General features: G+C 36.6%; 7 protein-coding genes. All 7 read right to left on the minus strand.

From position 1 onward, the window contains the following. Positions 1-44 precede the first annotated feature (44 nt). From ABH957_RS18345 to dhbA, 7 genes are read right to left on the minus strand one after another with little or no spacing between them, the layout of a single operon-like run. A complete protein-coding gene (locus tag ABH957_RS18345; protein WP_404455141.1) occupies positions 45-1,487 on the minus strand; it encodes an MDR family MFS transporter in 1,443 nt (480 codons plus the stop codon). Further along, positions 1,487-1,711, minus strand: coding sequence for an MbtH family protein (locus tag ABH957_RS18350; protein ID WP_002136206.1), 225 nt, complete (start codon positions 1,709-1,711; stop codon positions 1,487-1,489). Before ABH957_RS18350 ends, ABH957_RS18345 begins: the two co-directional genes overlap by 1 nt. Continuing rightward, positions 1,708-8,868: an amino acid adenylation domain-containing protein gene (locus tag ABH957_RS18355; protein WP_404511952.1), complete on the minus strand. Its 7,161-nt coding sequence runs from the start codon at positions 8,866-8,868 to the stop codon at positions 1,708-1,710. Before ABH957_RS18355 ends, ABH957_RS18350 begins: the two co-directional genes overlap by 4 nt. Before the next feature lie 33 nt (positions 8,869-8,901). Then, positions 8,902-9,795, minus strand: a complete 894-nt coding sequence (locus ABH957_RS18360; protein WP_002136203.1) for an isochorismatase family protein — start codon at positions 9,793-9,795, stop codon at positions 8,902-8,904. A 4-nt stretch (positions 9,796-9,799) separates the two neighbouring features. Then, a complete protein-coding gene (locus ABH957_RS18365) occupies positions 9,800-11,434 on the minus strand; it encodes a (2,3-dihydroxybenzoyl)adenylate synthase (RefSeq protein ID WP_404511954.1) in 1,635 nt (544 codons plus the stop codon). A gap of 12 nt (positions 11,435-11,446) precedes the next feature. Continuing rightward, positions 11,447-12,646 (minus strand): isochorismate synthase DhbC, encoded by a 1,200-nt coding sequence (dhbC, locus tag ABH957_RS18370; RefSeq protein ID WP_404442852.1) that lies wholly within the window; start codon positions 12,644-12,646, stop codon positions 11,447-11,449. 26 nt (positions 12,647-12,672) lie between these two features. After that, entirely contained in the window at positions 12,673-13,458 is a 786-nt protein-coding gene (gene dhbA, locus ABH957_RS18375; RefSeq protein ID WP_404511956.1) for a 2,3-dihydro-2,3-dihydroxybenzoate dehydrogenase, read from the minus strand. Positions 13,459-14,128: the final 670 nt, after the last annotated feature.

The following is a 14,128-nucleotide window of genomic DNA, read 5'->3' on the forward strand; positions in this document are numbered from 1 at the left end:
TGCCAATATTACTTTATTTCAAAAGAGTATTAGCATGCTGCAACTCATTCATTTACAACTTCTTTCTCTTTTTGTAATACAGATAACGGCTTTTTATTCTTCTTTGACATTACCTCCTTATCGGAAATACGTAAAGAAAATAGTAATGCTATGAGTAAAAATATTGCTGATCCAATTAATGCAGCTTGATATGGTAAGAAATCTGATTGTGCATTATTCTGTACGTTATTACTTCCAAAACTAGATAGTATACTAGCTAAAACAGCAACTCCTATTGCTGATCCTAATCGGTTTTGCACATTGAATATAGTAGTTGCTCTACCCATAGAAGGTGGTGCAATATTGTTAAAAGCAGAAAATTGAACCGCACCAACAGATTGACCTAAGAAAATACCAATGCCAAACAATAGTGCCCGAATTTGCCATGGATTCGTATCATGATTTACAAAACTTAATAAAATAAAGATAACCGCCGTGCTTACTAATCCAATAGAGATTATCTTTCGAGCTCCTAATTTCTTATATGACCATGGTACAATCTGCGAAGAAATCATTAATCCAATCGCCTCTGGGAATGTAGTAAGACCCGATTCCAGCGCGGAAACTCCTATTACATTTTGATACATAAGCGGAAAAATAAATAACATTCCTAGTAAACCAGCTGATGAAAACAACGAAATAAGACTCATTTTTCTAAAGACCGGTTCTTTTAATAAGCGTAAATCTAACATCGGTTGCTTTACTTTAAGTTCTACAATAATAAACAATGTAAGTAATACAATCCCAGCTATCCCAATACTAATTATTTCTGGAGAAATCCAACCTTTTGATGGCCCTTGACTGAGTGCATAGATGAGCATCGCAAATCCTGGTGCTGAAAGAACAAAACCGAGAGAATCAAAGCGACCAGCTGATTTTTCAACATGCTCTGCTAAAAATAGAAGTCCAAAGAGCAACGCAATGATACCAAACGGCAGATTAATATAAAATGCCCAGCGCCAAGACATTTGATCTACAAAGAAACCACCAATAATTGGTCCGATCGCTGGTGCTACAGCAATTGGAAGTACAATAAATCGAGAAATTTTTGGTCTTTCCTCTGGTGAAAATGTTCGGAATAACATCGCCATCCCGACTGGTGTTAAAAGCCCGCCACCAGCACCTTGAATGATACGAAAAATGTTTAATGAAGTAATATCATTCGCAATTCCACATAATGCAGATGCAATTGTAAAAACGAAAAGGGCAGTTAAAAATACTTTTTTCGTACCAAAACGATCGCCTAACCAACCAGAAATCGGAAGAAAAACAGCTAAGCTAACTAAATATCCAACATTTACTGTCCCCATTGCAGATGGGGGTACTTGCAGTTCTTTGCTTATCGTTTGCAGTGCTACATTCACAATCGTTGCATCCATCGCAGCCATAAACATCGCTGTTATATAAACGATGCTTACAACTACTTTTGGATTTATTTTTACTTTCATTATTGTTTTCCTACTAATATTTTTTCGCTAATTTGATTTTTTTTCGGCTCTAAATCATTCCAGTTAACTTCAACGTAGTCTAAGCAAACTTGTCTGCTAGCTTCTTCATGTACGACATTCCATCCAATTGGTACATCGAGAAAGGCAGGCCAGAGAGAATACTGGCCCTCCTCATTCATTAATACTTTATATGTGTAATTATCATTTTCAAATGGATTCGTCATACTTTACTTACCCCTTTCTTATTCTGCAAATATTTCGCTAGCACTTGTCCAATTTCTGTAAGTGGACCTGGCTGACATAAATCTTTATGTCTACAATCAATATCATGCTGCACGATTTCCCCGTCTAAATAATTTAGCCACGTATTTGGAGAAATAGGGTCAAACCAGTCTGGTATAACAGTAGATCTAAAGAATAAAATATCCCCGTTATAAACTTTTGGCACGTATTTCCCTAACAACCCTACTGAATTCACATATGTCTCTTTCAAGTTTAAAATAGTCTCTTCCTCAAGACTTGCTAATGCACTTCCATCTTTGCGAAGTATTGCAACCGCACTTTCCATAGTAAGTGGTTTACCATCCATGTTATCTGGATCATATCCACCTAAAGCAAGTAATGCGATTAACGCTTCTTCTTCAGTAGGTGCTTCCGTATTCGGTAAGAAGTGACCAGGATACGAATCCAGCATAACGAGTAATTCTACTTCTTCCCCTTCATTTTGAAGTTGCGCCGCCATAGCATGAACAACATTTCCTCCAAGCGACCATCCGAGTAAACGATACGGTCCGTGAGGCTGTATTTCACGAACGTGTTTTAAATAATCCGCTGCCATCTCCTCTAAGCTTTTTGGAAGTTCTTCATTTTCAGCGATACCACGTGCTTGTACACCATAGATTGGATAATCTGTTCCTAAAGATTTCATAAGTCCTGCATAACACCAACTTAATCCACCTGCTGGATGTACACAAAATAGTGGTAATTGATCTCCGCTTGCTCGTAATGGAAGCAACACATCAAGTGCACTTTGACCATTCCCCATTTCAAGTCTTTCAGCAAGACCTGCAACAGTAGGTGCTGCAAATAAAGTTCCGATATTCAGTTCAACCCCAAGTGCCTCTTTAATACGGCTCATCAGCTGCACCGCAAGAAGTGAATGACCACCAAGATCAAAGAATCCATCATCAATTCCAATTTGAGACACACTTAAAACTTCTGTAAACAAGTCGCATAGCATTTCTTCTTGCGGCGTTCTTGGTCCGCGGCTAGAAGATGATGCAATAAATTCTGGAGCTGGCAATGCCTTTCTATCTAATTTACCGTTTGGAGTTAAAGGTAACTCATTTACTACTACAAAAGCGTACGGAACCATGTAATCTGGTAAACTACCTCCTGCATGCTGACGCATTTCATTCGTATCAATCGTTTCATTATTTGATGCGACGATATAAGAAACTAATCGTTTATCCCCTGGTTGATCTTCCCGTACAATAACTGCTACTTGTTCAACTTTAGGATGTTTCACTATGACCGCTTCTATTTCCCCTAATTCAATTCGGAATCCACGAATTTTAATTTGATGATCTGCACGTCCTATATAATCTAACGTCCCATCTTGACGCCAGCGCGCTAGGTCCCCTGTACGATACATTCTTGTACCTGGCTTCCCAAATGGATCTGCGATAAAACGTTCAGCAGTTAATCCTGCTCTTCCTAAATATCCACGAGCCAGTCCTGCACCTGCAACATACATTTCTCCAACTACTCCAGGTGGCATCGGTTGTAAATAGTTATCTAATACGTATACTTTAAGATCCGGTATACTGCACCCGATTAAACTATTTGCTCGTAAAGAGACGATGCTCTCATCTAATTCAATATAACTAACATGTACCGTCGTCTCCGTTATACCGTACATATTAATAAGCTTCGGTGAATTATGAGGATGACGACTATACCAATCTTCTAATCGACTTAGTTCAAGTGTTTCTCCTCCAAAAACAACATATCGTAAAAATAATTTTTGACCAATCTCTTCATTTTCACGATCGGCTTGCATCAATTGATAGAACGCTGATGGAGTTTGGTTTAAAACAGTCACCTTTTCCTTAACAAGCAGTTGTAAAAATTCTTTCGGCGAGCGACTTACAGTATGTGGTACTACAACTAGACGCCCTCCATATAATAAAGGTCCCCAAATTTCCCAAACTGAGAAATCAAAAGCGTATGAATGGAACATCGTCCACACATCGTCTGCGTCAAATTGGAACCAATGATCAGTTGCTCCTAAAAGTCTTACTACATTTTGATGAGGTATCATAACGCCTTTCGGTCTACCTGTTGATCCTGACGTATAAATAACATAAGCAATATGTGAAGGAGATAACGGCTTAATGCGCTCCATTTCATCAATATTATCTTCACTATATTTCCCAATTTCTTCTATTACTTTCACATCATCAACTAAAATCTTTAGTGCCTCATCACATTCAACTTCCACATCTGAATTTGTTAAAACACACGATGGTTTCGCATCGTGTAGCATAAATGAGATACGATCTGACGGATAATCCGGATCTAACGGAAGGTATCCCGCACCAGCTTTAAGAACAGCTAGTAAGCTTACAACCATGTTTAAAGATCTCGGCATCGCTAAAGCAACGAGTTGATCAGGACCGATTCCTTTCGCTATTAACAAACGAGCTATTTTATTCGCTTTTCTATTTAACTCTTCATAAGTTAGCTTTTCATCTTCAAAGACGACAGCAATAGAATTTTGATTTACATGAGCCTGCTTTTCAAATAATTGTGGCAATGTCATTTCAGGTACAATTTGAAAACCACCATTCCACTTTTCTAAAACTGTATTTCGCTCTGCTAAAGTTAATATTTCTAATCTACCAATTGATTGATCCGGATGTTTCTCTGCATCATCTAATAATAGAATGAATCGTTCTATTAGTTTTTGAACCGTTTCACGTTTATATAAATCGGTACTAAACTCTAACAATCCGTGTAAGCCATTTGGCGTACCATCAGCTCCATTACTTTCACTAATCTCAAATGTTAAATCAAATTTTGCAGAACCAACACTTTGAATTTCAAGGCTCGCTTCTAAATCCGGTACATCAAACGTTGCTTCTGGAGTATTTTGGAAAGCTAACATAACTTGAAACAGCGGATGACTATTTCGAGTTCGTACTGGGTTTAACACTTCAACAAGTCGTTCAAATGGAACATCTTGATTTTCATAAGCTGCAAGGTTTACCTGCTTCACTCTATCCAATAATTCTTTAAAGCTTGGATCTCCTGATGTATTTGTACGTAACACTAATGTATTTACAAATAAACCGACTATATCCGAGAGTACATCGTCGTTTCTTCCAGCAATCGGGCTACCTAATGGTATATCAGTTCCAGCACCTAATCTTGTAAATAGTGCACTAAGTCCCGCTTGCAACACCATAAACAAACTAACTCCATTTTTACGACCAAGCTCTACTAACCTACTATGCATACCTTTATCTATATGAAAATGAATTGTTTCTCCGCGATAACTTGTTTCAATTGGACGCTGATAATCTATAGGCAACTCCATTTGATCTGGTAAACCTTTTAATTCCTCTTTCCAAAAATCTAATTGTGTTGAAATAAGACTTTCTGGTGTCTTTTCATCACCTAGTAATTGCTGTTGCCAAAGTGAATAATCTGCGTATTGAACTGGAAGGGTTTCTAATTGAACACTATCACCTTGACATCGTGCTTTATAAGCTACTGTAAAGTCTTTCGTTAACGGTTGTAATGACCAGCCATCTCCTACAATATGATGTAAAAGAATTAGTAATACATGCTCATTTTCACTCACTTTAAAAAATTGCAAACGAATTGCTGGTTCGATATCAAGATTAAAGCTATATCTTACAGCTTCAGACAGTGTACTTTCTAATTCATCCTTACATGTATTTGTTATAATCATTTTTAAATTCAATTTATCCATTTCTAGAATTCTTTGATATGAACTGCCAAGTGAATTCGGGAAAATCGTTCTAAGTGTTTCGTGTTTCTCAACTACATCATAAAAGGCACCTTGCAGTGCTTCCTCATTCAATTTTCCAGACATACGAATGACTAACGGAATATTATAAGTAGGACTTGGACCTTCTAAACAATTTAAGAACCATAACCTGCGCTGTGCAAATGAAAGTGGAACTTCATTTGGCCTACTTACTTTCTTAATAGCTGGTCTTGCGCTTTTTGCACGATCTAATTGTTTCGCTAATTCAGCAACAGTTGGTGATTCAAATAGCTTTCCGATCCCTAATTCTACACTTAACGTTTCACGAATTCTTGCCATTAAACGAGATGCAAGAAGCGAATGGCCACCCATTTCAAAGAAATTATCATCTATACTAATTCGCGAAACACCAAGTACTTCTGCAAATAAATCACATAGTATTTCTTCTTTCGGATTTCTAGCAACTCTCTCATTGTTCATTCCATTAAAATCAGGAGCAGGTAATTTCTTTCTATCAACCTTACCATTTGGTGTTAATGGTAATTCTTCTAGCACAACAAATGCTGATGGTACCATATAATTCGCTAAACTTTCTGAAACATAAGAGCGAATTTCTGAAAGATGAATCGTTTCCTTCTCTTCGGCAACGATATACGCAATGATTCGTTTATCATTTGGACGATCTTCTCGTACCATTACCACTGCTTGTTGTATATTTTCATGTTGTTGTAAAACCGTTTCAATTTCAGCTAATTCAATCCGGAAACCACGAATTTTAATTTGATGATCTGCACGACTAATGTACTCTAGCACACCATCGTTACGCCATTTCACAAAATCACCGGTGCGATACATACGTGCTCCTGGTTCTCCATAAGGATTTGCAACAAACCGTTCAGCCGTTAACGCTGGTTTTCCTAAATATCCGTTCGCAAGTCCTTCTCCTGCAATATATAATTCACCGATAACTCCAGGTGGAACAGGCTGTAACCCTGCATCCAAAACGTACACCTCTGTATTCCAAATTGGTCTTCCAATAGGAGGTATACCATTTTCACTGTCATCAATGTTCATGAAAGTAGACCAAATAGTCGTTTCAGTTGGTCCATATAAGTTAGTTATAGAGCAACCTAATTCTTTTAATTTATTTGCTAAATGTGCCGGAAGAGCTTCACCGCCAACGAGTACGTTTAGCCTTTGTAACCTCTCTGGATATTCAGTTATTAACGCCTGCCAGAGCGTCGGTGTAGCTTGCATAATTGTCGCTCTTTCTTCTTGTAACAATGTCGTTAACGCAGAAGGCTCTTGGATTACCTCTTTTTGTGCAATTGTTATACTTGCACCACTAATAAGAGGTAAATAAATTTCTAGAGCAGAAATATCAAACGCAAACGTTGTAACTGCTAATAAATGATCGTTTTCATTTAATGAAAACGTATGTTGCATGGCTAATAAGAAGTTACTTAAACCTTTCATAGGAACAATTACACCTTTTGGATTTCCAGTGGATCCTGAAGTATAAATTGTATACGCTGGGTTTAAAAGTGATTCATCATTTTTAAATGGTATATTCATATGAGAATATGTTTTTAACACTATTTTCGTTTCTTCGCTATCTAATATGATTTTTTTAATATTATTTTCTATAACTAAAGAGGATGAAACAGATGAATGTGTTATGATATACACCGGTTTTGCATCATTTACTATATAACTAATACGTTCAACTGGGTATTCTGGATCTATCGGCAAATACGCTGCACCCGTCTTTAGAACTGCTAACATACTAACTACCATTTCTATTGATCTTGGAAATGCTAAGGCAACAAACTGATTTGGTCGTATTCCTTCTTCTAATAAATAGTGTGCTAGTTCATTCGCTCGTTCATTTAGCTCTTTATACGTAAGTTTTATCTCGTTACAAGTAACTGCTATTTTATTTGGATTTTTTTGTACTTGTTTTTCAAATAATATAGGTAGATTAATTAGCTCTTCAGCTTTCTTCGTTTCATTCCATTCCAATAAAACTTTATGATTTTCTTCGGGAAGAGTAATGTTTATTTTTCCAATCGGCTCGTCTTTGTGATAATTATTTATCACTAATTCTAATAGACTCATAAATCTTTCTTTATGCAATGCTAGTTCCGCGCCGTTATATACTTCCGGATTCGCATCAAAATGAATCATTAACTCATTTTCATCGAAACGTTTATATACATTTATCGATAAATCATCAACAGGTCCTGCCGATAAATTATGTGTAATACCACGATTTCCAGCAAAGTTAAGCCCATAATCAAAAGGCATAACATTCACTAACGGCCCAAACAACCTTTGATTTTCACCTAGTAGCTTTAAGTCTCTTCTTAATTCCTCATGACGGTATTTATGATGACGACGTACGTCTCGAATTTCTTTAGAAACTTGCTGTATTAATTCCGCAAGAGTTATATTTGGAGTTACAGTGAGACGAAGTGGAACTAAATTCATTACCATGCTTGGTGTATGAATAGATACAGAACCAAGACGCCCCATCATCGGTAAACCTAAAACAATATCATTTGCACCTGTTAATTTATGCATGTAAATACTTGTTACGGCTACAACAAATTCGGGCCAACTCGTTAACGAAATATTAATATCTTCTAGTAAAGTTTTCGTACTAGCATTTGATAGATAAGCAGTTTCTCGTAAAAATCCATTTGATGTTCTCGGCGCTCGTTCTGCTAAACTTATAACTTCCGGTTCATCTGCAAACTTTTCTAGCCAAAAAGTACGATCTTCCTGAAATTGTTTAGATTCACGATACTCATTATCTTCTTGTACAATTTTTGCAAGAGAACCAAATGGCTTTTCATTCTTGTTTGTTTCTTCTATAAGTGATGTATACTCATTCGCTACCTTTTGGCTAAGAAGTGAAAATCCATAGCCATCCATCACAATGTGATGGATGCGCTGATACCAAAAGAAACGATTATTTTCAACTTGAATAAGTACTTCAGTAAATAATTTATCCTCTGTTAAATCCACGGGCATAGATAAATCATTTTTCATCCATACTTTAGCAGCTTCTTCAGGATTTTCCTCTTTACGAACGTCAATAAAATGCATATGAAACTTTGACGATTCCTCAATAACTTGCCATGGGCCAATTTCATCCTCTTCGAAACGAACATGAAGTGCTTCTGCTTCTTTTACCACTTTACGTACAGCTAACTCGAAAATTTCTTGATTAATATTTCCGTTTATTTCTATATATTCCCCAGTATTATAAATCGGATTAAGCGGATCTAATTGCTGCGCAAACCACATACCAAACTGCGCAGATGATAACGAATTACGAATCTTTTGACTGTTAGGCATTCTTTACTACCCCTTTATTATGTAGTCTATTTGTTACAGCACTTGTGCTGCTTGTGAAGATAGTAAACGGTACCAATCATCAACAGTTGGACGTTCTGCTAAATCTGCAAAAGTGATTTCTTTCCCTTCGCGACGCCATTTCTCTACTAAACTCATAATTCTGACCGAATCAAGTCCTCTATTTAATAAGTCTTCATCAACTTCAATACTCTCTACTGGCTCACGGAGTAGTTGTGCAACTAGTTCATGTACTTCCTGTAAAGTGATTCCTTCACTGTCATCGCCTTTTACACTTTGTAAATCTTTTAATAGTAAGTTTGTTGATGTCGTTACTGCACATCTATTAGATGCATACTCCAATGCTTGTTTATGATGCTCTAGTGAAAAATCAGCAACTGCATCTGCTACAAAAAATGGCTGGATACCATCCATAAAGGCTTCACAAGCTGTTAAAAGGCAGCCAATATGCGCATAAATACCGCAAATAATAAGTTGATCTCTTCCCTGTTCATTTAAAATTTCTAATAGATTCGTCTTTTTAAATGCACTATATCTCCATTTTGTTAGGAATATATCATCCTCATCTGGAGTAAGTTCATCGACAATTTTCTTTTTATCTGGTCCAGCAGGAATACCGTCACCCCAAAAGTCTTGTAATAACCCTCGTTGTTCCAACGTTTGTCCACCAGGTTGTGCTGTATAAACAACTGGTATACCTAGTTCCTTACATCTTTCTCTTATCACCTTAATATTTGAAATTAGTTCTACTTTTGGCGATTCTGTATCGCTATATGCATCAAGAAAGTATTCTTGCATGTCATGGATTAGAAGAACCGCACGTTTCGGATTTGGCGTCCAATTCACTTTATTTTTTGGTAGTTCTGATTCAATTGGCATTTTATATACTGAAATAGATGGGATAGCCATCTAATCACTTCCTTCCAAATTTTAATAGTTTTACTGTAATAAGTTTTTCAGCAATGGCTTTACGTAATTCTTTTTTGCTTACTTTTCCAACACCTGTTTGCGGGAATGATTCAATAAATTCAATTCGATCTGGAATCTTATAAGCCGCTATACCACGTGCTCTTAAAAACGTTTTTAATTCACTTACAGTTGGAGATTGTCCGCGAGCTATAACAAAAGCGCAAGTACGTTCTCCTAAATAATCGTCAGGCATAGATACAATTGCTACATCATGTACTGCATCATGCGCTAATAGATGATTTTCAACCTCTTCCGCAGCAACCTTCTCACCGCCACGATTAATTTGATCTTTATCTCTGCCTTCTACAATGATGTAACCTTGTTCATTTACTTTCACAAGATCTCCTGTACGATAAAATCCATCCTTTGTAAATGATCTTGCATTATGCTCTTCCGCTTTATAATAGCCACGAATTGTATATGGCCCTCTTGTTAATAAACTTCCTACTTCACCGGGCTTTACATCGTTATCATTTTCATCAACAACCCTTACTTCATCGAATGTAGACATCGGTCTACCTTGTGTATGAATAATGATTTCTTCAGGATCATTTAATCTTGTGTAATTTACTAACCCTTCTGCCATACCGAACACTTGCTGTAACGTACATCCAAATGTAGGGCGTATACGCTTCGCAACTTCGGCACTAAATTTCGCACCGCCTACTTGAATAACTTGCAGGCTTGATAAATCGTTATTACGGGAAGATGCAGCATCAAGCCAAATCATTGCTAATGGTGGAACGAGCGCTGTAATCGTAACTTTTTCTTTTTCTATAAGAGCAAATGACTCATCTGGACTACCTCCAGTTGCCAATACTACTTTTCCACCCGCATAGAAAGTTCCAAATGTTCCTGGAGAACTCATCGGGTAATTGTGTGCTACTGGAAGAACTGCCATATAGACGCTTTCTGCATTTAAATTACAAATGTCAGCGCTAGCACGTAAACTATAAATATAGTCATCATGTGTTCTAGGAATTAATTTAGAAAGTCCTGTCGTCCCTCCTGATAATTGGAGAAACGCAACATCACTTGGCTGAACTTCTGGTAACGGAACTGGATTCATGTAAAGTTCATTTATACTCACAAACTCTTCCTCTTCCCCTACTACGATTACATGTTGTAAAGTAGGCACTTTTTCTTTTACTTCTCTTGCTAGTTTTCGATAATCAAAGCCGAGAGCCTTGTCTGAAATAACGTAAGCACTCGCCTCACCAAACTCACAAAAATAACTAATTTCACTGCTTCGATGTGAAGGTAGTGCAAAAACAGGAAGCGCTCCAATTCGAAATAGTGCAAAGCATATTTCGAAAAACTCTATAATATTAGGTAACTGGATTACAACTCGATCCTCTTTCTTTATTCCTAAATTCAGTAAACCTGAAGCTAAGCGATCTACCTGTTTATCAAGTTCACTATATGTTATTTGTGAATTACCACTTACAATCGCAATTTGATCTCCATGTTTTTCAGCGCGTTCTTTTAACATCGAACCAAATGTTTCTCCAAGCCAACACCCTTCTTCTCGATAGCGATTGGCAAATTCTTTTGGCCATTCCGTATAACCTATTAACATTCTTTCTTCCCCCTATTTTTCATTCAGCGAATTATCTCTTAACCCTAAAGCCTTCAACATTGTTTGGAACTTAGCTGATGTTTCTGCTAACTCATCTTCTGGCTTTGATTCAGCAACAACTCCAGCACCTGCAAATAAGCGAAGTGTATTCTCTTGCACTTCAGCACATCGAATTGTAACAATCCATTCGCCATCTCCATTTAAATCGCTCCACCCTAACATTCCTGTAAAGAATTCACGGTCAAATGGCTCAATTTTTTGAATAGCCTCTCTCGCTTCTTCCATTGGAGTTCCGCAAACTGCTGGCGTAGGATGAAGAGCAATTGCTAATTGTAAAGAAGAAGTATTTGGATCCTTAAGTTCACCTTTCACTTCTGTAGACAAATGCCACATTGCTTCACTATGAATAACTGATGGTTTTTCTGGCACATGCAATGTATGACAGTACGGACGAAGCGCAGCAGCAACCGCTTCAACTACTACCGCATGTTCATGTAAATCTTTTGGAGAAGAAAGTAATTCTTCTGCTCTTCTTTTATCTTCTACTGGATCCTCACTTCGTGGTCTTGAGCCAGCCAACGGATTTGAAATTACTTGCATACCACTACGTGAAACAAGCAATTCAGGGCTTGCTCCAATTAACGTCTTATTGTTCTCGTTTTCATCTTTCGGTAAATTCACAGCAAATGTGTAGCCGTGCTTATTATGTTCCGCTAATTCACGAAGTAGTTTTTGTTGATCAATTTTCTCGGAAGACTTAACATCCAACGATCTAGATAGAACGATTTTCCTTAAATCTCCGTCCTGAATTTTTGCTATTCCTTGCTTCACACCATCCATATAAACTTCAGGAGCTGGAACCGGTGTCATTTCAAATGTCAGTTTCTCATTTCGTTTTATCTCATTTGTTGTCTCTAACTGTAAACGCTCAGTAATTCTACTATGTTCTGGTACGATAAGTTGAACTTCTTTTCTACGATCAAAAGGCAAAGCACCAACAACGATAGGATTCGGATTTCCGGCTTGTTTTGCATTACTTAATACCGCTTGTACAAGTTCTGGAAAGCTTTCAATTTCACGATGTTTTACTGTAGTAAACTCTCCTTCTGCTAATATTGTTCGAGTTGGTGAAGCGAAAAAGAATGAAGATTCTGTCTTATAATCTTCTAAAAGTTTTTCTGACAGTTCCTTTACGGCTGTAAGTTCATTCATAGTATAATAACCTCCTGAATTTTTTATTAAGCTCCTAATGTAGCTCCGCCATCGACACATAAATTGTGCATTGTAATATGACTTGCTTTATCAGAAGCTAAAAACAATACTGCTTCAGCAATTTCTGAAGGTTGTGCAATTTTTTGTAACGGAATACCGAGTCTATATGTATTTTGAGAACCAGCAATTATATTTTCAGCTCCATTCTCATCAGCCCATAGTAATCTTTGCATTTCAGTTTCAGTAGAACCAGGAGAAACTAAGTTGCAGCGAATATTGTATGCTGCAAGCTCTAATCCTAAACACTTCATAAACATTGTCGTTGCGGCTTTTGATGCAGCGTACGCAGCCATTTCCATTCTCGGAGTATTTGCCGCATTTGAACCAACTGTAACAATTGCCCCTGACCTTCTTTGCATCATATGTTTACTTACTGCTCGAGACATATAGAAAACTCCTGTAGAATTTACAGAGAAGGTTTTATTCCAATCTTCATCACTTAAAGAGTGAATTGGTCCCATACGTAATACCCCTGCAACATTTATTAATATATCTATTGGTGCTATATCATTTTCAATACCGTTTACCATATCTTCAACAGCGGTACTATCACTCACATCTAAATGAAATGTTTTCATACGTGTTTTATTTAATTCCTTTTCATTTAAGAGTACGTTTAACCCCTCTTCATTTTGATCAACCGCAATAACTGTAGCTCCTCTTTCTAAAAAAATTTTTGCAACAACACTGCCTATACCTTGAGCTGCACCTGTTACTAAAACCGTTTTTCCATCAAATTCCCCTAAGTTCATTTCCTCTATCCTTTCATTTGAAAATTAATCTAATTAAACAAATAGTGATAATGATTATCATTATTGATGTAAAAAATAATACACTTACTAAACTAATTGGTCAAGTGTACTTTTCATCAAAATATTATTCATTGATAATGTTTTTCATTTAATATTCTTACACCGAAATGATAATCTTTCTCAATAAACTTGTCAACCTATTTTTATTTTTCAGATAAAATATTTTAGTACTTCTCAATACAATTACATCTAAAAGCCTTAATAAGTACTTACATTAAAAGATTTAATTCATACTCCTCATTTTAAAATTGAAGAAGATAAACTGTAGATACCTTCATTTACAAAGCCTTACCAAAAACTCAAGTATATATTTTCTCAATATTTTTCTGAAAATATCGAGAAAGTATATCTTGCAATTACCGACGCATGTCGTGTTTATAATTTAAGATTTAATAAGTATTTCGAATATAATATATCAATTTATGATATTCCAATATAATCCAAACGGATACTTTACTCATTTTTTTGCCTCTAGAAAATTCCACATGTTGTAATTCATAAAAAGCACCCTATTATGAAGTGAACCCCGAAAACGGGACACATATCAAAACACCTAAACCATCTGTTCCCTAAATTCTTTAGGGGATAGGTGGTTTAATTTTTCTTGAAT

The organism is Bacillus sp. RC242 (genome assembly GCF_044908245.1).
GTDB lineage: Bacteria > Bacillota > Bacilli > Bacillales > Bacillaceae_G > Bacillus_A > Bacillus_A mycoides.